20 protein-coding genes are annotated in these 23,868 nt (G+C 50.5%); 11 read left to right on the forward strand and 9 right to left on the reverse strand.

The window, feature by feature from the left end; genetic code table 11:
* Nucleotides 1-4 precede the first annotated feature (4 nt).
* Nucleotides 5-1,327: a murein DD-endopeptidase MepM gene (gene mepM, locus KKH3_RS08495; protein WP_039358106.1), complete on the forward strand. Its 1,323-nt coding sequence runs from the start codon at nucleotides 5-7 to the stop codon at nucleotides 1,325-1,327.
* Nucleotides 1,328-1,514: 187 nt separating this feature from the next.
* Complete coding sequence (lpxM, locus tag KKH3_RS08500) at nucleotides 1,515-2,486, forward strand: lauroyl-Kdo(2)-lipid IV(A) myristoyltransferase (RefSeq protein WP_039358109.1); 972 nt, start codon at nucleotides 1,515-1,517, stop codon at nucleotides 2,484-2,486.
* Between the two features lie 143 nt (nucleotides 2,487-2,629).
* On the opposite strand, the gene pyk is transcribed toward lpxM, so the two are convergent.
* Both pyk and KKH3_RS08510 read right to left on the reverse strand, forming a co-directional pair.
* Complete coding sequence (gene pyk / locus KKH3_RS08505; RefSeq protein ID WP_039358110.1) at nucleotides 2,630-4,072, reverse strand: pyruvate kinase; 1,443 nt, start codon at nucleotides 4,070-4,072, stop codon at nucleotides 2,630-2,632.
* A gap of 383 nt (nucleotides 4,073-4,455) precedes the next feature.
* Nucleotides 4,456-5,325, reverse strand: a complete 870-nt coding sequence (locus tag KKH3_RS08510; RefSeq protein WP_010275858.1) for a MurR/RpiR family transcriptional regulator — start codon at nucleotides 5,323-5,325, stop codon at nucleotides 4,456-4,458.
* A gap of 383 nt (nucleotides 5,326-5,708) precedes the next feature.
* Here KKH3_RS08510 and zwf point away from each other — a divergent pair, with 383 nt between their 5' ends.
* Nucleotides 5,709-7,184, forward strand: a complete 1,476-nt coding sequence (gene zwf / locus KKH3_RS08515) for a glucose-6-phosphate dehydrogenase (RefSeq protein WP_039358113.1) — start codon at nucleotides 5,709-5,711, stop codon at nucleotides 7,182-7,184.
* A 168-nt stretch (nucleotides 7,185-7,352) separates the two neighbouring features.
* On the forward strand, nucleotides 7,353-7,994 hold the full coding sequence (locus KKH3_RS08520) for a bifunctional 4-hydroxy-2-oxoglutarate aldolase/2-dehydro-3-deoxy-phosphogluconate aldolase (protein WP_039344379.1): 642 nt from the start codon (nucleotides 7,353-7,355) through the stop codon (nucleotides 7,992-7,994).
* 186 nt (nucleotides 7,995-8,180) lie between these two features.
* Here KKH3_RS08520 and purT read toward each other — a convergent pair whose 3' ends face one another.
* The gene (purT, locus tag KKH3_RS08525; protein ID WP_039362290.1) at nucleotides 8,181-9,359 is read right to left on the reverse strand and encodes a formate-dependent phosphoribosylglycinamide formyltransferase; all 1,179 of its coding nucleotides are present in this window, start codon (nucleotides 9,357-9,359) and stop codon (nucleotides 8,181-8,183) included.
* Between the two features lie 200 nt (nucleotides 9,360-9,559).
* Between purT and KKH3_RS08530 the strand changes: the two genes are divergently transcribed.
* Nucleotides 9,560-11,611, forward strand: a complete 2,052-nt coding sequence (locus KKH3_RS08530) for a S9 family peptidase (RefSeq protein ID WP_039358116.1) — start codon at nucleotides 9,560-9,562, stop codon at nucleotides 11,609-11,611.
* 350 nt (nucleotides 11,612-11,961) lie between these two features.
* On the opposite strand, the gene KKH3_RS08535 is transcribed toward KKH3_RS08530, so the two are convergent.
* Entirely contained in the window at nucleotides 11,962-12,192 is a 231-nt protein-coding gene (locus KKH3_RS08535; protein ID WP_039358118.1) for a DNA polymerase III subunit theta, read from the reverse strand.
* A 372-nt stretch (nucleotides 12,193-12,564) separates the two neighbouring features.
* On the opposite strand from KKH3_RS08535, the gene ftnA reads away from it, so the two are divergent.
* From ftnA to KKH3_RS22250, 4 genes are all read left to right on the forward strand, one after another.
* A complete protein-coding gene (gene ftnA, locus KKH3_RS08540; RefSeq protein ID WP_039358120.1) occupies nucleotides 12,565-13,071 on the forward strand; it encodes a non-heme ferritin in 507 nt (168 codons plus the stop codon).
* A gap of 281 nt (nucleotides 13,072-13,352) precedes the next feature.
* On the forward strand, nucleotides 13,353-13,709 hold the full coding sequence (locus KKH3_RS08545) for a YebY family protein (protein WP_080756526.1): 357 nt from the start codon (nucleotides 13,353-13,355) through the stop codon (nucleotides 13,707-13,709).
* A 644-nt stretch (nucleotides 13,710-14,353) separates the two neighbouring features.
* Nucleotides 14,354-14,566 carry a cold shock protein CspG gene (cspG, locus tag KKH3_RS08555; RefSeq protein WP_010275831.1) on the forward strand — a complete coding sequence of 71 codons (213 nt, stop codon included), beginning with the start codon at nucleotides 14,354-14,356 and terminating at the stop codon, nucleotides 14,564-14,566.
* A gap of 353 nt (nucleotides 14,567-14,919) precedes the next feature.
* Complete coding sequence (locus tag KKH3_RS22250) at nucleotides 14,920-15,066, forward strand: hypothetical protein (RefSeq protein WP_167371717.1); 147 nt, start codon at nucleotides 14,920-14,922, stop codon at nucleotides 15,064-15,066.
* Nucleotides 15,067-15,108: 42 nt separating this feature from the next.
* Here the strand turns inward: KKH3_RS22250 and KKH3_RS08560 are convergent, their stop codons facing one another.
* Nucleotides 15,109-15,591: a cupin domain-containing protein gene (locus tag KKH3_RS08560; protein ID WP_039358128.1), complete on the reverse strand. Its 483-nt coding sequence runs from the start codon at nucleotides 15,589-15,591 to the stop codon at nucleotides 15,109-15,111.
* Nucleotides 15,592-15,825: 234 nt separating this feature from the next.
* On the opposite strand from KKH3_RS08560, the gene KKH3_RS08565 reads away from it, so the two are divergent.
* Together KKH3_RS08565 and KKH3_RS08570 are read left to right on the forward strand one after the other, a co-directional pair.
* Nucleotides 15,826-16,893, forward strand: a complete 1,068-nt coding sequence (locus KKH3_RS08565) for a malate/lactate/ureidoglycolate dehydrogenase (protein WP_039358130.1) — start codon at nucleotides 15,826-15,828, stop codon at nucleotides 16,891-16,893.
* A 39-nt stretch (nucleotides 16,894-16,932) separates the two neighbouring features.
* On the forward strand, nucleotides 16,933-17,628 hold the full coding sequence (locus KKH3_RS08570) for an extensin-like domain-containing protein (protein ID WP_039358133.1): 696 nt from the start codon (nucleotides 16,933-16,935) through the stop codon (nucleotides 17,626-17,628).
* Nucleotides 17,629-17,647: 19 nt separating this feature from the next.
* Here the strand turns inward: KKH3_RS08570 and KKH3_RS08575 are convergent, their stop codons facing one another.
* From KKH3_RS08575 to yebS, 4 genes are all read right to left on the reverse strand, one after another.
* The gene (locus KKH3_RS08575) at nucleotides 17,648-17,839 is read right to left on the reverse strand and encodes a YdfD/YebW family protein (protein ID WP_010302631.1); all 192 of its coding nucleotides are present in this window, start codon (nucleotides 17,837-17,839) and stop codon (nucleotides 17,648-17,650) included.
* 122 nt (nucleotides 17,840-17,961) lie between these two features.
* A complete protein-coding gene (gene rsmF / locus KKH3_RS08580; protein WP_039358136.1) occupies nucleotides 17,962-19,416 on the reverse strand; it encodes a 16S rRNA (cytosine(1407)-C(5))-methyltransferase RsmF in 1,455 nt (484 codons plus the stop codon).
* A 144-nt stretch (nucleotides 19,417-19,560) separates the two neighbouring features.
* Nucleotides 19,561-22,200, reverse strand: a complete 2,640-nt coding sequence (locus KKH3_RS08585) for a PqiB family protein (RefSeq protein WP_039358139.1) — start codon at nucleotides 22,198-22,200, stop codon at nucleotides 19,561-19,563.
* 2 nt (nucleotides 22,201-22,202) lie between these two features.
* Complete coding sequence (gene yebS / locus KKH3_RS08590) at nucleotides 22,203-23,483, reverse strand: membrane integrity lipid transport subunit YebS (protein ID WP_039358142.1); 1,281 nt, start codon at nucleotides 23,481-23,483, stop codon at nucleotides 22,203-22,205.
* Nucleotides 23,484-23,868: the final 385 nt, after the last annotated feature.

Here is a 23,868-nt window from a genome sequence, read left to right on the forward strand (position 1 = left end):
ATAAGTGCAGCAGATAGTCCGAACTATCGCTCTGGCGTATAACAGCTTACCTCGACCCCATCGCGTCATGCTGGGGTCGCTTACCGTTGTCACATTGGCCGTTGCTGTTTGGCGGCCTTTTGTTTATCCCCACGTCGATGATGCCCCTGTCATCGTGAAAGATATCGATCTGGAAACCAGCCAACTGAGAACGTTGACGCCTGAAGCCAGTGAACCGATAGACCAACCCTCGCCAGATGACGAGATTCCACAAGATGAACTGGATGATAAGGTTGCCGATGAAGGCGGCGTACATGAGTACGTGGTCTCTACGGGCGATACCTTAAGCAGCATTTTGACGCAGTACGGCATTGATATTGCGGATGTCACCCAGCTTGCGGAACAGAATAAAGATTTGCGAAACCTGAAAATTGGTCAGCAAATTTCATGGGCTCTGGCAGAAAACGGCGACCTGCAAAGTTTGACCTGGCAGATGTCCCGCCGCGAAACACGCATTTATGAGCGTGTGGGTGCCGATTTCAAAGAGCGTATTGAAACGCTGAAAGGTGAGTGGCGCAACAGTGTCCTGAATGGCCGTGTCAGTGGTAGTTTCGTTAGCAGCGCAAAAAGCGCCGGTTTAACCAGCACGGAAGTGCGTGAAGTCATTAAAGCCCTGCAATGGCAGCTTGATTTTCGTAAATTACGCAAAGACGATACCTTCTCTGTCCTGATGTCCCGTGAAATGCTTGATGGTAAAAGTGAGCAGAGTGAGCTGGTCGGTGTTCGTCTGAATACGGGTGGAAAAGACTATTACGCTATTCGTGCAGAAGACGGTAAATTCTACGATCGTGAAGGTTCTGGCTTGACGCGCGGCTTTATGCGTTTCCCAACCATGAAACAATTCCGTATTTCCTCCAACTTCAATCCACGTCGTCTGAATCCGGTGACAGGGCGCGTCGCACCACATAAAGGTGTCGATTTTGCCATGCCAGTCGGCTCACCGGTTCTGGCCGTCGGTGATGGCGAAGTCGTGATCGCAAAACGCAGCGGTGCCGCGGGGAACTATGTTGCGATCCGCCATGGTCGTCAGTACACCACGCGCTACATGCATATGCATCGCATCCTGGTTAAACCGGGACAGAAAGTGAAACGTGGCGATCGTATCGGGTTGTCTGGTAACACCGGTCGTTCTACCGGCCCGCATCTGCACTATGAATTCTGGATTAACCAGCAGGCGGTAAACCCGTTAACGGCTAAACTGCCGCGTTCTGAAGGGCTGGCGGGTAAAGAGCGTCGTGATTATCTGGCACTGGTGAAGGACGTGGTACCGCAGCTTAAGTTTGATTAATTCGACTGAGCGTATGTTATGCCGGTGGCTTGCTGCCGGCATTTTCATTTATAGAGCATCTTACAGAATATGGGTTCCTGATTTTTTATCATCGAGCAGACGCGTTTTTGCGTAATTGTTGTTGGTGTTGCTAAACGCCGAACGGCAATTATGATTATGTTTATTGATTGATCTGAAGAGTTTAGGCATGGAAAAAGAAAAAAAATCGAACGCTGAATTTGTTCCCCAGTTTCAACGCGCCTTTTTTCATCCGCGCTATTGGGGCGTTTGGTTAGGCGTTGGTGTGATGGCGCTCGCTGCCTATGTTCCCGCGCGATTAAGAAATCCGGTTCTGGGTGGGCTAGGGCGTTTTGTTGGGAGAATATCAAAAGGCGCACGACGCCGAGCCCGTATTAATCTGCTGTATTGCATGCCGGAATTAACGGAAGCAGAGCGCGAAGCTATCATCGATGACATGTTTGCGACGGCTCCTCAGTCGATGATCATGATGGTGGAAGTGGGCATTCGTAATCCGAAGAAAATTGAGAAATATGTTCGCTGGCATGGCGAAGACATTCTGGATCGTATTAAAGCACAAGAAAAGAACGTGATCTTTCTGGTTCCGCATGGTTGGGGGGTTGATATCCCCGCGATGTTGCTGACCTCGCGCGGTCAGCGTATGGCGGCGATGTTCCACAATCAGAAGAATGCGTTGGTGGACTACTGGTGGAATCGGTTACGTCGTCGTTTTGGTGGCCGCATCCATGCGCGTAACGACGGTATTAAACCGTTTATCAGCTCCGTGCGCTCTGGGTGCTGGGGGTATTACCTGCCCGATCAGGATCACGGCGCTGAACACAGCGAGTTCGTTGACTTCTTTGCGACCTATAAAGCAACGCTGCCAGCTGTCGGACGGCTGATGAAAGTGTGCCGTGCTGATATCGTGCCGCTATTCCCGGTGTATAACGCTAAAGACGGCTGCCTGGATGTGTTTATTCGCCCACCGATGGACGATCTGGCGGATGCGGATGATGCATACATTGCACGGCGTATGAATGAAGAAGTAGAAATTCTGGTCAAACCGAATCCTGAGCAGTACACCTGGATTCTGAAGCTGTTGAAAACCCGCAAACCGGGTGAGATTGAACCGTACTGTCGGGATGATTTATATCGCAACTAGTTGATACTGTGTTACTAAGCGCGAGATGAATGGCAGGTAGTAGACTGACAGAAAGAGCGATAAAAAAGCCGGGCGAGAAATCGTCCGGCTTTTTGCTTGTATGACCGTCCACCACTTCAGCAGCAGAGCGGTTATAGCACTGATTATTCCACGCGCAGGATGCGGATCGTGTTGGTGGTGCCCACCGTGCCCATGATATCGCCCTGTGTGACGATGACCAGATCCCCAGACATCAGGAATCCTTTGTCGCGCAGTCGGATCACTGCATCATTGGCAGCGGCAACGCCGTCCGTGTAGCTGTCGAAATGTACGGGGGTGACGCCACGGTACAGCGCGGTCAGGTTCAGCGTATGTTCATGACGAGACATGGCGAAAATCGGCAGACCGGAACTGATACGGGACATCATCAGGGCGGTACGGCCAGATTCCGTCATGGCGATCAGCGCCGTAACCCCTTTCAGGTGGTTAGCGGCATACATGGAAGACATCGCGATGGATTCTTCCGTATTATCAAACTGCACGTCAAGGCGGTGTTTGGAGACGTTGATGCTTGGGATTTTCTCCGCGCCTAAACACACTTTCGCCATCGCCGCGACGGTTTCAGCCGGATACTGGCCCGCAGCGGTTTCTGCTGACAGCATCACGGCATCGGTGCCATCCAACACGGCGTTGGCGACGTCCATCACCTCGGCGCGCGTAGGCATCGGGTTGGTGATCATCGATTCCATCATTTGCGTAGCGGTAATGACCGCACGGTTCAACTGACGGGCGCGACGAATCAATTTCTTCTGAATACCCACCAGCTCCGGATCGCCGATTTCAACGCCCAGATCGCCCCTCGCCACCATCACCACGTCGGAAGCCAGAATAATGTCATCCATGGCAGCATCTGAGCAGACGGCTTCAGCACGTTCAACTTTTGATACGATCTTGGCGTGACAGCCCGCATCACGCGCGAGGCGGCGTGCGTAGTTAAGGTCTTCACCGGTACGAGGGAAAGAAACGGCCAGATAGTCGACGCCAATTTTTGCGGCAGTAATAATGTCGGCTTTATCTTTTTCCGTCAGCGCTTCGGCAGACAGACCGCCGCCGAGTTTGTTGATGCCTTTGTTGTTAGACAGCGGACCGCCAACGGTGACTTCGGTATAAACTTTCAGTCCTTCAACCTGAAGGACTTTCAACTGCACTCGGCCATCATCCAGTAACAGGATATCGCCAGGTACCACATCGCTCGGCAAGCCCTTGTAATCGATCCCGACTTTTTCTTTATCGCCTTCGCCTTTTGCTAAGCTGGCATCCAGCAAGAATTTATCGCCGATATTCAGGAAAATTTTACCTTCCTTGAAGGTAGATACACGAATTTTTGGCCCCTGTAGATCGCCAAGAATGGCAACGTGGCGGCCTAATTTAGCCGCAATTTCACGAACTTTGTTGGCACGTAATAGATGGTCTTCTGCTGTGCCGTGAGAAAAATTCATGCGTACTACGTTCGCGCCCGCACTGATAATCTTTTCGAGATTATTATCACGGTCGGTAGCGGGCCCCAGGGTGGTGACAATTTTGGTTCTTCTGAGCCGTCTGGACATGTATAACTCCATTCACTTGTGAAGCTGTAGTGTTGCGATTAAGCGTCGAATAACGGTGCAAAATGTCACTTTACAACAAAACTATTTCACCTGCGTTATCCGAACATCGTGTTGAGTCTGATTATCATACTGTACAGGTAATCCCCGCCATCTTTCCATGCCTGTAATCTGTGACCCTATCAAGATGAAACAGGTTGATGATACCGCTCATTTTTCATTACCCGTCATACTTCAAGTTGCATGTGCGTTGGCTACGTTCAGTCACCCGAATCACTTACTTGAGTAAGCTCACCGGGATTCCTTCCCTTGCCGCCTTCCTGAAACTCGAATTATTTAGGGTATTAGATATGACTAAAAACAAAGCATAACGTAAAACTTATCTATTATCTGAAGGGGTTAATCAATCGCTCGTCTTTATCAAAGCGTGACTCACGTAGTGCTTCTTTGACCCGTTTCAGGTTATCACGAAATTTTTCCCCGCGACGCAGTGTGAAGCCCGTCGCCAGAACATCGATCAACGTCAACTGAGCGATGCGGGACACCATCGGCATATAGACATCGGTGTCTTCAGGCACATCAAGCCGCAAAGCCAGTGACGCCTCACGCGCCAACGGCGTGCCGTCCGAAGTAATAGCGATAACGGTCGCATCGTTCTCGCGTGCCAGTTGCGCCATTTCGACCAGACTTTTGGTTCTGCCTGTGTGGGAAATCAATACCACGACGTCGCCGTCGCTGGAGTTCATACAGCTCATGCGCTGCATAACGATGTCATCGAAATAAACCACGGGGATATTGAAGCGGAAAAATTTGTTCATCGCATCGTGTGCGACAGCAGCGGAAGCGCCCAGACCAAAGAACGAGATTTTCTTCGCCTGTGTCAGCAAATCCACGGCGCGGTTGACGGCGGTGACATCCAGACTTGATTTCACCTGCTCTAAGCCAGCCATCGCGGATTCAAAAATTTTACTGGTATAGGCATCAACGCTGTCATCTTCTTCAACGTTACGGTTCACATACGGAGTACCGTTTGCCAGACTTTGTGCCAGATGTAGTTTAAAATCGGGAAAACCTTTAGTTTCAAGGCGGCGGCAGAAACGATTAACCGTTGGCTCGCTGACATCGGCCATTTTGGCTAAGGTCGCGATGCTGGAGTGAATGGCCGTCTGCGGAGTGCTCAGGATCACTTCAGCCACTTTTCTTTCTGATTTGCTCAAGAGTTCTAAGTGACTCTGGATTTTTTCCAGCATATTCATACGACAAGAGCCATGTAAGTTTTTTCCAATTTCAACTAAAGGTGCACTGGCATGCATTACGTGAAAAAATGCACGTCGTGAAAATATACTACGACCCTGTAGTGGTTGGCAGAGGGCAACAGGCTAAGTTGGGTCCCTTTTTTGCCAGAACATGACATGTGTCTAACTTTCAGAAAAGTAATCGGCTGTCAGAAACGACGAAAAATTTCGTTTTAGGGCGAATGCATAAGTGGCTTCAGCCACTGCACAGACCGATTTATGCATCGTTTTCAGTCAATACCGGCCAGTATTTAGCATTTTTATGATGGGTTTACTGGCTGTAGTCAAAAAGAGTACATTATCGCTGTAATAAAATTACAGCATCCTGCAACGAGGAGATGAACATGGCGGTAACTTCAACAGCCCAAGCGTGCGATCTGGTTATTTTCGGTGCTAAGGGCGATCTGGCACGCCGTAAATTGCTGCCCTCCCTTTACCAGTTGGAAAAAGCAGGTCACATCCATGCGGACACCAAAATTATCGGGGTGGGCCGTGCGGATTGGGATAAAGCGGAGTATACCCGAGTCGTGCGTGAAGCGCTTGACACCTTTATGAAAGAAGCCATCGACGATAAGTTGTGGGAAACGCTAAGCAGTCGGCTGGATTTTTGCAATCTTGATGTGGAAGACACCAAAGCCTTCAACAAACTGGGCAAGATGCTTGACCAGAAAAACCGTACCACCATCAACTATTTTGCGATGCCGCCCAGTACATTCGGTGCAATCTGCAAGGGGTTGGGAACCGCAGGGCTGAATAAAGAGCCCGCTCGCGTGGTCATGGAAAAACCGCTGGGTACCGATCTGGCGTCTTCTCGCGTCATTAACGATCAGGTCGCGGAATTCTTTAACGAATGTCAGGTTTACCGCATCGACCACTATCTGGGTAAAGAGACCGTTCTGAACCTGTTGGCGCTGCGTTTTGCCAACTCGCTGTTCTCCTCAAACTGGGATCACCGGACGATCGATCATGTGCAGATCACGGTAGCCGAGGAAGTTGGGATTGAAGGGCGCTGGGGCTATTTTGATAAAGCCGGCCAGATGCGCGATATGATCCAGAACCACCTGTTACAGATTCTGACGATGATTGCGATGTCGCCGCCGTCTGATTTGACGACTGACCGAATCCGTGATGAAAAAGTGAAAGTGCTGCGTTCACTGCGTCGTATCGACCGTTCCAACGTGCATGAAACGACGGTACGCGGCCAATATACTTCTGGTTTTGTTCAGGGACATAAAGTGCCGGGCTATCTGGAAGAAGAGGGGGCGAATAAAAGCAGCAGCACGGAAACCTTCGTCTCTATTCGTGTGGATATTGATGACTGGCGCTGGTCTGGCGTGCCGTTCTACCTGCGTACAGGTAAACGTCTGCCGACCAAATGTTCAGAAGTCGTCGTGTACTTTAAGAACCCTGCATTGAACCTGTTCCATGACTCTTACCAGCAGTTGCCGCAGAACAAGCTGATCATTCGCTTGCAGCCGGATGAAGGTGTGGAAATTCAGATTCTGAATAAAATTCCGGGATTAGAGCACAAGCACCGTCTGCAAACGGTGAAACTGGATCTGAGCTTCTCAGAAACCTTTAATCAGCAGCATTTAGCGGATGCTTACGAGCGTCTGCTGTTGGAAACCATGCGCGGAATTCAGGCGCTGTTTGTCCGTCGTGATGAAGTTGAAGAAGCCTGGAAATGGGTGGATTCCATCATGGATGCGTGGGCGATGGACAACGATGCACCGAAGCCTTATCAGGCTGGAAGTTGGGGACCGGTGGCATCTGTGGCGATGATTACCCGCGATGGCCGTTCCTGGAATGAGTTTGAGTAATTCTTTAATAATGCGTCAGTAATTAAGATGCTGAGAACGTTCGGCATCACACAGTTTTTAATGTATGGCTCACGGTGCGGTCGGACATCTGCGGTGACGCAGATCCCTGTGGCAGGGGCGCGCTATATAATTAATGATGCCTTCGGGCATGACTGGAGATAACTTTTGATGAAAAACTGGAAAACGAGCGCGGAACAGATTTTGACAACGGGTCCCGTTGTTCCTGTGATTGTGGTCAACAAACTGGAACACGCGGTGCCGATGGCAAAAGCGTTAGTCGCGGGCGGCGTTCGCGTTCTGGAACTGACATTGCGTACCGACTGCGCCATTGACGCGATTCGTGCGATTGCGAAAGAAGTACCGGAAGCCATCGTGGGTGCGGGCACGGTAACAAATCCTGAGCAACTGGCTGCGGTCGTTGAAGCCGGTGCGCAGTTTGCCATCAGCCCTGGCCTGACCGAGCCTCTACTGAAAGCGGCGACGGAAGGCAACATCCCGTTGATCCCGGGTATCAGCACCGTGTCTGAACTGATGCTGGGTATGGATTACGGCCTGCGTGAGTTCAAGTTCTTCCCGGCGGAAGCTAACGGCGGCGTGAAAGCGCTCCAGGCGATCGCAGGTCCGTTTGCTCAAATTCGTTTCTGCCCAACCGGTGGCATTACGCCGAATAACTACCGCGACTATCTGGCGCTGAAAAGCGTGCTGTGCGTAGGTGGTTCCTGGCTGGTGCCGAACGATGCACTGGAAAGCGGCGATTACGCGCGTATTACGGAACTGGCGCGTGAAGCGGTTGCAGGCGCGAAAGCGTAAGTTTGCTGGTTACTGAATGACGAAGGCCACTCACTGCGAGTGGCCTTTTTTATGACGGACATCCTTGCCCGTCACCCTGTGGGCCGTTGCTTTGCAACGTTGAAAAACGCTTCTGCGTTTTTTTATGGCAGGCATTTTATCTGTCGTCAGTGACGTCTGATTTCACTCCGTCAGCAATGGAACGTATCAGCCGCTAACTTTTACACCTGCCGCGACGCGCTTGGCGATTTCAACGGCATCGTCCGTGGTTTCCGCACTGGCTAACGCGACACCCATACGACGTTTGCCGCCGATATCCGGCTTACCAAATAGGCGAATTTGCGTATGAGGGATCAGTGCGTTTTCCAGCCCCTGATAACGCACGTTGTTGCTGTCCAGTTCCGGTAAAATCACGGCGGAAGCTGATGGGCCATATTGGCGAACTGCGCCAATCGGTAGCCCCAGAAACGCACGGACGTGCAAGGCAAACTCGGACAGATCCTGAGAGATCATTGTCACCATGCCGGTATCGTGCGGGCGAGGGGAGACTTCACTGAAAATAATCTCATCGCCGCAGACGAACAGCTCAACGCCGAACAGACCATAGCCGCCGAGTGCTTTCACGACATCGCTGGCTATCTTCTGTGCGCGCTCCTGCGCCAGTGCACTCATCTGCTGTGGCTGCCAGGATTCACGATAGTCGCCGTCTTCCTGACGATGCCCGATAGGCGCACAGAAATGAATGCCATCAACCGCGTGGATGGTGAGCAGTGTGATCTCAAAATCAAAATTAACCAATCCTTCCACGATGACGCGGCCGCCGCCTGCACGTCCACCCTGTTGGGCGTAGTTCCACGCCTGATCTAACTGCTCAGCAGAGCGAATCAGGCTTTGCCCTTTGCCAGAGGAACTCATGACCGGTTTAACAATACAGGGATAGCCAATCGCGTCGACAGCCTGACGAAAGCTCTCTTCGCTGTCGGCAAAACGGTAAGTGGAAGTGGGAACGCCGAGTGTTTCAGCCGCCAGACGACGGATACCTTCACGGTTCATCGTCAGGCGCGTCGCTTCGGCACAAGGAACAACATGGTGACCCTGCTTTTCCAATGTCACCAGCATGTCGGTTGCGATGGCTTCAATTTCCGGCACGATGTAATCAGGGCGTTCGGCTTCCACCAACGCTTTTAATGCATCGCCATCCAACATATTGATGACGTGGCTGCGATGCGCAACCTGCATGGCCGGGGCATCGGCATAGCGATCGACAGCAATCACTTCTATTCCCAAGCGCTGACACTCAATCGCCACTTCTTTACCTAATTCACCGGAGCCAAGCAGCATCACTCGTGTGGCATCCGCACGCAGGGCGGTTCCAATCGTTAACATAACCTTATACCTGATCGGGTTGTGAAAAATGGCCGCAGTATAAACGAAAACGTTTGCGTGCGCATTAAAGAGGGCATGCATTGGAATGCGGTGCGCAAAAGCGCACCAAGAAATAATGACGTGGCTTGGCATTGCTGGGCAATCGTGCCACTCTTCTTGCAAAGCGAAAATTTTATGTCAAGACAACGAGATCCGACGCCATGAAGACACCTCAAGCTGAAAAAAGACCCCATGCGCTAAGTACACATGGCGATACGCGTATCGACAATTATTACTGGCTGCGTGATGACCAACGTACCAATCCGCAGGTGTTGGACTATCTGAAGCAGGAAAACGCCTACAGCGAAGCCGTCATGGCACCCCATGAAGCACGAAAACGGTCGTTGTTTGACGAAATGGTCAAACGGATCCCGTCGACGGACATGTCTGTGCCGTATGTCAGAAAAGGCTATCGCTACCAAAGTCGCTATGAGCAGGGGAAAGAGTACGCCATCTATCTGCGTCAGCCTGAGCAAGCAACAGACGCGTGGGAAACGCTGCTGGATGGGAATCAACGTGCTGAGGGGCATGAGTTTTATAGTCTCGGCACGCTTGAGGTTAGCCCTGACAATTCGCTGCTAGCGCTCTCAGAGGATTTTTTATCACGTCGGCAGTACACGCTTCGTTTTCGCGATCTGAACAGCGGTGAGTGGCTACCGGATGTGATCGAAAATGTCACAGCGGGTGCGGAATGGTCGGCGGATTCGACGGTTTTGTATTACGTGCGCAAGCATGAACAAACGCTATTGCCGTATCAAGTCTATCGCCACCGTCTGGGGAGCGATCCGGCGCTGGATGAGTTGGTCTATGAAGAGAAAGACGACACCTATTACGTTAGCCTGAGTAAAACCACATCAGAGCACTACATCACCATTTATCTCAGTAGCACCACGACGACAGAAGTATTATTGCTCGATGCGACGCGGCCGGATGCCGTGCCGCAGGTATGCATCCCACGCCGGAAAGATCATGAATATGGCCTCGATCACTATCAGGACACGTTTTATCTGCGCTCCAACCGAGAAGGAAAGAACTTTGGCCTCTACCGTTCGGGCAGACCTGATGAGCAAACGCTGGAAACGCTGATTGCACCGAGCGAAAGTCGCGTGCTGGAAGGTTTTGAGCTATTCCGTGATTGGCTGGTGGTTGAAGAACGGGAGCGCGGTTTGACCAGCTTGCGCCAGATTCACTGGCAGACGCGGGAAGAAAAAGCGATCGCCTTTAATGATGCGAGCTATGTGACGTGGCTGTCGTACAACCCTACGCCAGAAACGACATTGATGCGGTATGGCTATTCATCAATGACGACCCCCAGCACGCAGTATGAATTGAATCTGGATACGGGCGAGCAGCAGTTACTTAAACAAGCTGAAGTGAAAGATTTCTCCCCGGATAATTACCGGAGCGAACGCTTGTGGATCACAGTTCGAGATGGTGTCGAGGTTCCCGTTTCTCTTGTTTATCATCGCGATCATTTTAGCCCAGGTAAGAACCCGATACTGGTTTACGGCTATGGGGCGTATAGCCATAGTATGGATCCGGATTTTAGCGTTAGCCGGCTGAGCCTCCTGGACAGAGGGTTTGTCTTCGCCCTAACGCACATTCGTGGTGGTGGTGAGCTGGGTCAACAGTGGTATGACGATGGCCGCCTGCTCAATAAAATGCACTCCTTCACCGATTTCATCGATGTGTCTCAGGCATTGATAGAAAAAGGTTATGGCGACAGGGACAACATGTTCGCCATGGGGGGCAGTGCGGGCGGACTATTGATGGGCGCGGTAGTGAACATGGCTCCCGATCTATTTAAGGGCGTTGTTGCTCAGGTTCCATTTGTTGACGTGCTGACGACAATGTTGGATGAATCTATCCCGTTGACGACCGGAGAGTATGACGAGTGGGGCGATCCGAATGAACAAATCTATTATGACTACATCAAGCAATATAGCCCCTATGACGGCGTTACCGCCCAACGCTATCCGCATTTGCTGGTGACTACTGGGTTACACGACTCTCAGGTCCAATATTGGGAACCGGCGAAGTGGGTGGCGAAATTAAGGGAAGTGAAAACGGACGATCGTTTGGTGCTGCTATACACCGATATGGATGCTGGGCACGGTGGAAAATCCGGCCGCTTCAAACGGTATGATGATATTGCGTTGGAATATGCTTTTATACTGATGGTGCTTGAAATGGCTGAGGAAGCGCGCGAATAAGGGCAAAAAACGATGTTATAAGGGTAAACCCACTTTCGGGTTTACCCGATCGACATGGGACATACTTAGGTTACATCATAACTCAGGTAATATCCGCCTGTGGTTTCTTCGCCCGTTTATCGGCTCGTTTTTCAGCGGCCGTTTTCAGGGGCTTCTTCTTACTGTTTTTTTTGCTATCCAGACCTTTACTCATATCTTGCCTCGCGTGATAAAAGGGTAGGTTGCCACTCCATTAACCTCCTGTGCGGGCCGAGATGCAAGCAGAAAATTGTTTTTGCTGTGTAAGAATGTAACCCGTGGAAAGGGATGTTTTCCACGGTACAAGCGGCATAGACTGGAATGAGGGGAGGCTATTTAGTCTTGGGTTCGTAGGGTAAACGAGAGAACTGCAGCGACCGCTGGCGGTAAAACATCACGCGTTCGCGAAAATAGTCACGCAAATGTTCAGGTTGTTCCCTCTCAACCACCTCTGGTATGACCGGCATATTGTAACGTTCTTTGAAGGCAACGCCTGACGCCGTCAAGTCTACGTTAATTTTATCCATATCTTCTTTGGACAATTCTGCCAAATTATATCCCATACCATTTTCTCCTGCCTATTGGCCACAGACTGATGCGTGTCACGGTAAAGTAGTGACAGGGAAATGGCAAGCGTTCACCTTATCATGTGGATGTTTATTATTCTCATTGCGAAATGGGAATCATTTTTAATACCAGTACGTCATAAATGATATAGCTTGTGGTTGTTATTTCTGATAATAAAAATGATTCGCAATAATATATTTACCCTAAGGGTTAAGTGATAATAAATATCAATAACATAAGGCATAATGAATTGATTTAATTGTGTTTTTTATTTGCTGATTATCAATGTTAATAAAGTGTTTTTTATTTTGTTTTTTCAGGCATAATGCCCTGAATAATTTCACCTGCCGGGAAAATAGGGAGTTAACATGTTAAAAAAAGAAATGATTCAGAAACTGAATGAACAACTTAATCTGGAGTTTTATTCCGCGAATTTGTATCTGCAAATGAGTGCATGGTGCGGTGACAAAGGTTTTGAAGGCGCATCCAGTTTTCTGAAGACGCATTCTCAGGAAGAAATGCAACACATGCAGCGCCTGTTTGACTACCTGGACGACACAGGAAGCCTGCCTATATTAGGCGCGATTGCTGCACCGCCGATTGATTTCGATTCACTGGCTGATGTCTTCAAGTTGACCTATGAACACGAACAGCTGATTACAGCAAAAATTAATGAGCTGGCACATGAGGCAATGGCGCAGCAGGATTACTCTACCTTTAACTTCCTGCAATGGTACGTTGCTGAGCAGCACGAAGAAGAGAAACTGTTCCGTTCTATTCTGGACAAACTTGCGTTAGTCAAAGCCAGCGAAGGCGGTCTGTTCTTCATCGATCAGGACCTGAAAAAAATGTCTGCGGCGGCACCGTCAGCCTAACGACAAGCGATGCTTCTGTCGGCCAATGATTGCTTGAATGACGCGGGATAATATTCTCCTTATCCCGCCATTTTCTCCTCCCGAACGACCTTTCTGGCAGTATCAAACTACCGATATTATTCCTGAAATCCGCACTCGACTTCACCTTCCTCAGTCGCTATGATCGCATCAGTCGTGATATACAACGTTATGTTTTATAAGGTTTGATGCTGTCTTTCTCTGGTTCGGATAAGGCTGCAAAACCCACACATCATTGTTTGAATACGCCATGTCGGGAATACATGATGAAGAAATTTTTGCTATCTATCGCGCTTACTTCACTTTCTGTGAATGCTTTTGCTGCCGCTAAACTGGCAAATATCAGCCGGTTTGAATACGGCGAACGCTGGGCTTTCACGCGTGAAGAAGTTCAACTGATTTGCCGCCCTGGCAATGCGCTGTATGCCTTACATACCGGGACGCTGATGCAATATCCGCTAAATGATGTTGCTATTGCGCAAATGAAGTCTGGGCAGGTGAGTGCGCAACCGATAGACGCGATCTGGCTGGACGATCCTAAGCATCCCGGACAGAAAAAAAGCCTTCAACCATTTATTGAACGTGCAGAGCAGCTTTGTCAGTCAGACGCTAAACCATGAAGTGATTGATTTACTTATTGATGTTAAATAATTACTTCTTTATGGTTAAGATAAAGTGTGAAATCTGTTCCATTTGTGATGATTGCGAATGGGTTAAGGCTGGAAAACGCGAGGGAGTTGGCTAAGCTTAAATCTACAGGGCTAGTACAGCTTGTATAAATGCCAACTTTTAGCGCACGGCTCTCCCAAGAGCCATTTCCCTAGACTGAATACAGGAATCGTATTCAGTCTTTTTTTTGCTTCGAAAAGCACTGAAATAAAGTAGCTAACCTTTCCTGTCTCTGACTTACCCCGTACGTTGTATGTTCTCATAAAATAGTGCCGGTGGGACTTCATATGACGGCTGTTTTTCTGATGCATTGGTTGGCTATCCTTGCCAATTAAGATGTCGGGGAGAGGCGAGTTTCGCCTCTGTGGGCGTTTTAAAGGTTTTTAAAAATAAACGCTTGCTAAAGATATTTATACATGCGTTAATGAGTGGTCGGTTTGATTCGCAGACCTAAAAAGCAGTTTAGTAAAGCAGTTCTCATTTCAAAGTGTTATCCATAGATATCCCTTCTTTTGAGCCTCCCTTATTGTTGCTAATTAAATTCTGTGCACAGGCCCTATTTGCCGGAAGGCGCTATAAAATTAAGGTAATTTCTATGTCTAATAAAATGACTGGTTTAGTAAAATGGTTTGACGCTGGTAAAGGTTTTGGTTTCATTACTCCTGACAACGGTAGCAAAGATGTATTCGTACATTTCTCTGCTATTCAGAGCAATGATTTCAAAACGTTGGACGAAGGCCAAAAGGTTGAGTTCACTATTGAAAATGGTCAGAAAGGCCCAGCAGCTGGCAACGTTGTCGCACTGTAAAAGTCGCGCGCAATAAGCCAAGTGAATTAATGTTTCTCTTGCGATAGCGATGATGGTTTAATCCGGAGCAGTCAAGAAAAGCACTCAGAACCCCTAGCATAACGCTGGGGGTTTTTGTTTTTATATCTCATAGCCGCTTACTGCATTTTATGTTCAGCACTCAGCAGCCTATATTGTTTTATTCCTCATCATCCGTAAGCATTCAGCTTCATTAATTTGTTGTATAGCGAACGGACATAATTCCTCTACCTTCATTATAAAATGGCTTTTATCACAATCTAATCGACAGGTTCATATCTCGTTTATGCAGTTATCGACTAAATTTATAGAACACGATGTGATAGGAGGACGCGATGACTGAGAAAAATACGGGTACGGGACACAAGGATGAAAACGATCATCCGGCAAAAGATGCGCCGAAAGATCAGGGTGAGATTCCGCGCAAACGTGATGACAGCAAAGACGATGTCGAAGATCCGTTTGATGCGAATAAGGATTAATTGGTTGGCGACAGGTTTCTGTCGCCAATGTACAGCGAAAGATTAGTGCGTTTTAGACGCTACAGTGACTGCTGAATCGGGAGTGAAATAATCGCTATCATCCACAATTGGAATATAAATCCTGACCCATTCAGTTCCTTCAACCATCTCCCAGCTATGTCCTTCTCCCTGCGTATCGGCGGCAATCAAGACTGTCCCGGGAGAAAGCAGAAAAGTGGAACCATCGCTGACCCGAAATTTCAATGTGCCTTTCAGCGTGATGACATATTGTTTGCGCGGTGCAGGGTGAACGTTCATTTCCCAGGCTTCAGTGGAATTACTGAGCCAAAATTTTTGTGCGGTGATTTTTTCCAGAGCAGGTACGCTGCCTGTTACGAAGGCCGAGTGATTGTCTGGTGTATTGATCAGTTTGATGGCCGGTATTCGGGTTTCCTCTGAATGAGTGGGAGAAGGCGTTGCGGAATAAGCAGTAACGGAAATCAATAATCCGGCAAGCGCCAGAAGAAAACGCGATGTCTTTTTCATTTAAATAAAATCCATATATTTACGCCCGATAGATGGGCGACTCTGTCTATGTCAGCCGTCTGTGCACACGTCTTACAATATCGTGGATGGTACTGTTGGAAGATATTCGTCACCAGATGATTAGAGCAATCACACTGATTGGTATATTGCTTGATTTGTTTATATTTTATTCATTCCGGTTCCGCAGTAGGATGAAACCTGTGATGAATAAATCAGTAGATGAAGGGAAGAGGTATGCAGATTTCAGCCAGCCGTTTGATGGCCACGATGCAAAGCGTATTGCAAAAAGCGGGATGTGAAGAAAACGAAGCTCGGACTGTCACCGAACACCTTGTGGCTGCTAACCTGAAAGGGCATGACAGCCATGGCGTGGGGATGTTGCCACACTATGTTGAGTTCATCGAGAAAGGCATCATGCAGCCGAATACTCCTGCGCGTTTAGTGCGTGATAGTGGGGCGGTGCTGCAATTTACCGGCGATCGCGGTTTTGGTCAGCGTACGGGTAAAGAAGCGATGCAGGCGGCTATCGATCGGGTAAAAACGACGGGCGTGTGTTTAATGACGCTGTCGTCTACCTGCCATTTGGGACGTATCGGCACTTATGGGGAAATGGCGGCAGACGCCGGACTGGTGTCGATACACTTCGTCAACGTTAACGATCTCGACCCCATCGTGGCTCCTTGGTGTGGCAGTGAAGCCCGTTTCGGAACGAACCCTATCTGCATTGCGTTTCCACCGACGGATCATAATGCGGCTTTTGTTCTGGATTTCGCCACCAGCGTGGTTGCACTGGGGAAAACGCGGGTCGCGTATCTGGCAGGCAAAACGTTTGATGAAGAAGTCATGCTGGATTGCCACGGTGTTTCCACTAACGACCCGAAAGTCATGTGGGAAGGTGAAAAACACGGAGCGTTGAAACCCATCGCGAAACATAAAGGTGGCGGGTTGATTTTAGCGGCGGAAATGCTGGCCGGGCTGTTGTCTGGCGGCGGAACGATTCAACCGGAGAATGCGCGTCAGGGGGCGATAGTGAATAACATGACGACGATTGTTATCGATCCCGCCAGTATGGTTTCTATGGCGTGGTTGCAGAAAGAATATGACGCGATGCTGGACTACGTTCGCACTTCAACGGCACCCGATCCGACACAGCCTATTTTAATCGCCGGTGAACCGGAACGTATTTCGCAGGCACAACGTAGTGTTGATGGTATTAACTTGTCCGATCAGGAGTGGCAGAAAATTGTGGAAGCAGGAATCGCTTTGGGGATGAATCCAGCCGAATTCGCGTTAATAGCATAATATTATTCAGGAGAAGACAATAATCGGGAGGGGGTACTGATGCGGGGATGGGTAATCGTTGTGGTGATATTGGGGGCGTTAGTCGCTCTGGCACCCTGGATCCAACGTCAACTCCCGCCCGGCTACGATCCCCTTTCTCCGCTGTCTGTCGATGACCCACCTACGTTTATTACCCGGCTAAAAATGAAGTCTGTCGCCAACGATCCTGAGGCCTGTCTGGCAGTATTAAAGCAGGCGCAGGTGAGCGGGCGCCTACGATTCTCCGAGGCCAATGACATCAATGGACAATGTCCGGTCGCGTCACCCGTACGGATACAAGGCTTTGGTGCGGTCGCGCTCAGTTCCAGTTTTCTTGCCAGTTGCCCGCTGGCGCTGAGTAGCACCATGTTTGTGGTGCAGGTTGCGGTGCCGCAGGCGCAGTCGCTTGGCACGTCGCTAGCGCGTATCGACCATATGGGCAGCTACGCCTGTCGAAATGTCTATCATCGACCGGAAGGACGTTTGAGCGAGCATGCGACGGCGGACGCGTGGGATATTGCCGCTTTTCGTCTCTCTGATGGACGGCAGATTAGCGTCCTGAATCAGTGGTCAGAAACCGACGATCGTGGCAGCTACTTGCGTACTACGTTCAGGGAAAGCTGCCGTTTTTTCGGTAACTCGCTGGGGCCGGAATACAATGCCGCACACGCTAATCACTTTCATTTTGGCATGCGCGGTTTTGGCGTGTGTCGATGAGAATACTCAGGCGGGAAAACTAAAAATCAGCGTACTCCTGGGCGGGGATCCAGAAGCCATCAATATACTCTTCAATGGGGAAGCAACCCGCGCGACGCAGGCGTTGTTCATCCATCGCTTGCAGACATTGCGCTTCGGTGTTGTAGGCACCGACGACCAAATCGTCACAGCCATGCCCGAGATAACAAACAAATATCACTAACGCAAACATGCCGCTCTCCAGACATTACCGATGTTCTTCTGTCAGAATAATTGTAGATGAAAATCAGTGAGGAAAGGGAGATTGGGCGGTTCATCAGGTGGTTTTATCGCCACCTGATGTAGAAACCGCATTTATTCTTTGGAAACAGGCTGGGCGGAGGCTGCGCCATCGCGCACTAAATCGCGCGGTAGGCTGTTTTTTATCCGGCTACTGATGCGTTTTGCTAGGCCGACAGGGGTGTTTTGGTAGGTTAAAATCAGCTCATCCGCAGTAGGAAGCGGTTCCGGATAGCTGTCTTTACCTTGAAACCACTCGCAGGCGATGTGTTCGGTCAGGGCGTAGGCATTGTCTGCGTTCGGATCGGCCAGCGCGACAATCGCTTCATGTTGCCAGCGGAAGCCTTTAGAGAAGCGTTCAGCAAGCTTAATACCAATACGTGAGAATTTGATATTGCCAAAAGCGGACGTTAGCGCAGTAGGGAAGAGCCAGATCTCGCTATCACGCTGCCACAGTTGAAGTACCGTCTCATCCCAGTGAATACCCTGTTTACCTGCCGCCTGTGTGAGTAATACAGAATCTTTGGGGGCAACGGGAGAAAACGGAAACTTGCCGACTTTATAACCCGGACGCGGCAGAGGGGGCACGCTGGTGGTTTTCCGTAATCGGGCAACAAAGAAGCCTTCGCTGTCATAAATCTGTGGGAAGACGTGCAGGAAGCCTTCTTCCGTTGTGGCGCGTTCGGCGTCGACGAAGAGATCGTGTAGCGATTCAAATTCGCACGCATCAGGAAACTGTGCCTGTAGCCAATGGCAGACCTGCTGGTTTTCGTGCTGATTCAGCGTGCAGGTAGAGTAAATCATCACGCCGCCGGGCTTAAGAGCATGAAACGCGCTCAGAATCAGATCGCGCTGTGTGTTAGCAATATCGGTAATACTCTCTTGCGACCAGTGGCTCATCGCCGCTGGATCCTTACGCACTACGCCTTCACCCGAACAGGGGGAATCCAGTAGAATCGCGTCAAAATACTCGGGCAGCGCCGCGCCGAAAACTCGCCCGTCGAAGTGTGTAATCGCGGTATTGCTGACGCCGCAGCGGCTGATGTTGGCATGCAACACTTTTACTCGGCTGGCTGAATACTCGTTGGCGACGATAGCGCCTTTATTATTCAGTCTAGCCGCAATCTGCGTGGTCTTAGAACCCGGCGCCGCCGCGACATCCAAGACCGTTTCCAGCGCATCGTTACGATGGAACAGGGCGCTGACGGGCAGCATGGAGCTGGCTTCCTGAATATAAAACAGCCCGCTCAGATGCTCCAGCGTATTGCCTAGCCGCGTATTTTCCTCTTCCGCATTTAACAGCCAGAAACCTTCCTGACACCAGGGAATCGGCTCAAGCTGCCAGCCATAGGGTTGCACGAGCTGAAGAAAGGCATCAACGTCGATTTTTAACGTATTCACGCGGATGCTCCGACGCAGCGGACGCTGGCAGGCGGCAATAAACTCCTCCATCGAAAGGGAGGAAGGCATGATGTCCCGCATTGTGTCGAGAAATTCAGCTGGCAGGCTGGCTGGGGTAAATTTTGCCACGGCGTGGTTCCGTACAGGTTATTCAGTAAAACGAGGGGAAGAAGCGGCGAAGTGTAGCACGGATCCTTCATACATCATGTGAAAACGGCAAAGGGTTGAGTGAAAACGACAGGGCGATTGTCGCCGCCCTGTCAGGTGATCGCGTTAATTATTCGGTGTCGGAATCGCCGTACCCCATTGCCGCCACTCTTTAGGCTCTTCGTTCCTCAGCAGGAAATGTTTTCCTTCCTGTGCCTTGGGGGAGAGCGGCGTGCTAGGTGGCGTGGCAAAAGCGATACCGCCGCGAATGAACTGCTGGAAGGTTCCGCTTTTGATGACGCCACCCGTTAGGCCGAATTCCAGATTGTAACCCGAAGCCAGCCAGAAGACGGAATTGTCGCGTACCAGATGCTGATAGCGTTTGCTAATGCGCAGCGACACAGCGATACGATCGGAAAGTGTGCCCAGCGACAGCCCGGTTACCGTGCCGACTTCAATACCGCGGAACAGCACTGGCGTACCGACCTGCAATGCACCCGCTTCCGGCGCATCAACGCTGATATTCAAGCCGTCCTGATAGCGAGAATCAGAGATCGTTGCCTGTTGCAGCTCAAAATTGCGCGTTACGCTGCCGTTACCCGGTTCGACGTTGATGTAAGGCTGGAATAGCGTCTCCAGATGATTCACACCGGCGGCGGAAATTTCTGGCGTGACGACCGAAAAACGCGTCCCTGAGCGGGCGAAGTTACGTACGTATTCAGGGTAGAGCACGGCCTGCACCAGCACTTCATTACGCTGTTCGGACAGCTTCAGCGAATCCAACTGACCGATATCGATCCCCAGATAGCGGATCGGCATGCCTGGCGCGAGTTTGCTGGCATCGTAGGTACGCAGAATGATGCGACTCCCCACGGCGCGTGCCGCTGTTTCGTTGTTGTACAGGACGCGCTTACCGCCTTTAATTTCCGGTGCGCCTTCCAGATTATCAAAACTGATCGCCCCCTTAAGCGCTCGGTTCAGCGGGGAAGCTTGCACGGTCAGACCCGACGTATTCAACTGCACACGAGCGCCGCCTTCTGCCCAGAACACGCTGTTTTCCGTCAGCAGTTTGCGGTGTTCAGGGCGAATATAAACCTCAACCTCAAAAGTGTCCGCCTTTGGCCGCACCCGCATGATTTCGCCTACCTGGAATTTACGGTACAGCACGATGGAGCCATCCTGAATATCCGGCAGGCTATCGGTCACTAAGGTGAGAGTAGGGGAAGGCGTGGCACCGCGAATGCCTTCCTCGGCTTTTTCAAGATCGCTAAACAGCGGGTAACGCGCCTGAACGTCACCTTTGCTGCCCGGTAAAACCTGAATACCGCCGCTGACCCATTCTTGCGCGCTGGCACCCAGCACTTGAATCCCATCCAGCCCCATCTTCACATTGACACGGCTGTTCACGATGAATTTGCTATCGCGGTGTAATAGCTGGCGATATTGCGGCTCGATCACCAAAAGGAAGCTGACACCCTGTTCGTCCAGCGTGCGCTTCACTACCTGACCAACCTGGACGCCGTGCAGTAGCACGGGTTGACCGCTATCGATGCCATAGCTTTGTGCGGCTGTGAGTTGAATAGAAAGCGCACCGGGCTGGGTGAGCTGCTGTTGCCCGCTGTCCAGCACGTTAAAATGCTGGCGTGGTTCGCCTTCACCGGGGATGAGCGTCAGCGTTGGGCCGCTCAGCAAGCGCGAAACATTCAGGTCGCTAAGCGAAAGCTGAGGTTTACTGAGTTCGATACGCGTGCCTTCGCGCATCAGAGACACTACGGAAGGATCGAGGATTAACTCTCCGCTGACCTTACCGTCGTTCGGGTTCAAGGTGATTTTATTCAGGGTACCGACCTCCAGCCCCTGATATATCAGCGGGGTGCGGCCTTCGGATAGGCTATCACCTGAAGGTAAGTCCAGCGTAATTTTCACTCCGCGCTGGCTTTGAGACAGATCGGGGTAGAGGCGGTAGGATTGCTCAGCGCCAGCACCTTCTCCCTCTTCCGGTGAATCGAACGCAATCGCGCCGTTAACCAGTGCCGCCAGATTTTCCATCTCAATTTTTGCGCCGCTGACGCTGATGTCCGCATTAAAACCAGATACATTCCAGAAGCGGCTATTTTTCTTCACCAAATGGGTGAAACGTCGCTCAACCAGAACGTCAATCATCACGCCGTTGCGATCCTGAGAGACCGTATAGTCGTAGACTTTCCCCACAGGAATTTTACGGTAGTAAACCAGTGAGCCGGTATTCAGTGAACCCAGGTCGTCCGCGTGGAGATGAATCATCAATTCTCCGGTATTCACACGGTATTTGGGCTGTGTATCCAGCGCGGAGAAGTGCTCTTGCGGCTCGCCAGAACCGGGCATCATCCCGATGTAGTTACCCCCTACCAGCGCGTCTAATCCTGAAACGCCGGCGAGAGAGGCTTTCGGGGTAACCAGCCAGAACTGCGTGCCGCTACGTAACGCTTCCTTCATATCGCTTTTGATACTGGTTTCGACCTGTATGGTGCGCAGATCTTCACTCAGCTTGATATTTTGTACCGTGCCGACTTCAACCCCTTGATAGCGCACGGGCGTACGCCCGGCGACAATGCCGTCAGCGGAGACAAAATCGATGGTGACCGTGGTGCCGCGCTCCTGCTGATTGGTGTAAATCAGCCAGCCAGCAATCATCAACGCAATCAGTGGCAGCAGCCAAAAGGGCGACAGGCGACGTTTGTTCTTCACAGTAGCTTCAGTTGGTGTCCCAGACATATTATCTTGCATTGTTATTCCACATCAGTGTTATCCCACATCAGTCGGCTATCCAGCCATTCAACGGCAAGGATAGTGAGAATCACCGCCGCGCCAAAGTAAAAAGCAGCAGGCCCCATGGTGAAAGCGAGTAATTGATCGCGGTTGACGAGCGACATCGTCAGAGCAATCACAAATAAATCGAGCATGGACCAGCGACCGATCCAGCGGATAACGCGCAGCATCTTCATACGCATCATTATGTTGCCTTCCGATCGGAGATGGATACTCACCAGCAGCCCGAACAGCACAATAACCTTAGTAAGCGGCACCAGAATACTGGCGATAAAGACCACCAGCGCGATCGGAACATTGCCTGATGCAAGCGAAAGAATACCGGAAAAAATCGTGTCCTCCGTACGAGTGCCGTTGACATAAATAATCGATATGGGCAACAGGTTAGCGGGGAACAGTAAAATTATAGAAGCAATGAGCGCAGCCCAGGATTTTTGCAGGCTTTGCCGCTGACGCAGGCGAAGTGGAATATGGCAACGGGGGCAGCGCCCCCGGTTGTCGGGTGAACTGGTAAAATGACAGGAAAGGCAGATTCGGTAGCGATCGGGTGAAATCAACGGCCTCATGCGCGGATAAAACCGCTGCCAAAGCTGGTCGGTATTTAAGTGAATCAGCGTCAATAGGCTTAAAATCATGAGCGCCAGAAAGGCGACCAGCCCGATTCCTGCCTGGACATCCGCGAACTCACGGACTTTGATAGCGGCAACGGCCATGCCGACCAGATAGATATCCAGCATCATCCACTCCTTTAGCCGTTGCAGCATGAGCAGGATGGGGCGCAGATTCATTCCGATTCGGGGCGCAAAAAACAGGTATAGCAGAGAAAAAACCAGTGTCAGCGGTGCGCCAACGGTACAAAAGGCGACCATACTTGCCGTGATCGGATGCCCTTGACGGGTGATTTGCCAAATGCCTTCAAACAGGCTGGCATTGATGGTGACGCCCAGCAGTCGAATACTGATCAACGGTTCAGTGAAGGCAAATGGCATCAGTACCAGCATGGCGACGGCCATCGCAGCCAGACGAGAAATACTCCAATCTCTGCCTGAACTGACTTTGGCATCGCAGCGTGGACAATTCGCCGTTTGGGTTCGCTTCAACTGCGGTAGCGCAAAAAAGGCATCGCATTCCGGGCAGCGATGATAGCGATCGACAAGCGGTACGGTACTTTTTGCCCCCTCGGTTAACGGCGGCCGGGGAGAAGGAAACGGCGCAGGGCTGGCTATACTGTGTATTTTCATCTTTCCTGCGATCCGATAGAAGGTGTTAAGTCTACGATGGATAACGTATTCACTGCTATTCAGTGTAACTGAATGATAAATTCATAAAAGGCTCTACCCGTCATCTTTCAAGTTGTAGGTGTGTTGGCTTCCCTTACTTACCCCAGTCACTTACTTGAGTAAGCTCTAGGGGATTCCTGCGGTTGCCACCTTCCTGCAACTCGAAATCTATAGGGAATCTGATCTCTGACCGATATTATTTTACAGGTGGAAATAGCACGATATGCACGACAACGGTACAGTAAAGCGGATGATTCTTCGCGCGAAGGCGCTCATCTTATGGCATTCTGTAACCGATGCTAGTGCAGTCTGTGTGCAAACTGTTCGCACTGTTTTGAAAAGACAA

Origin of the sequence: Pectobacterium actinidiae, from assembly GCF_000803315.1 — a bacterium.
Classification (GTDB): Bacteria; Pseudomonadota; Gammaproteobacteria; order Enterobacterales; family Enterobacteriaceae; genus Pectobacterium; species Pectobacterium actinidiae.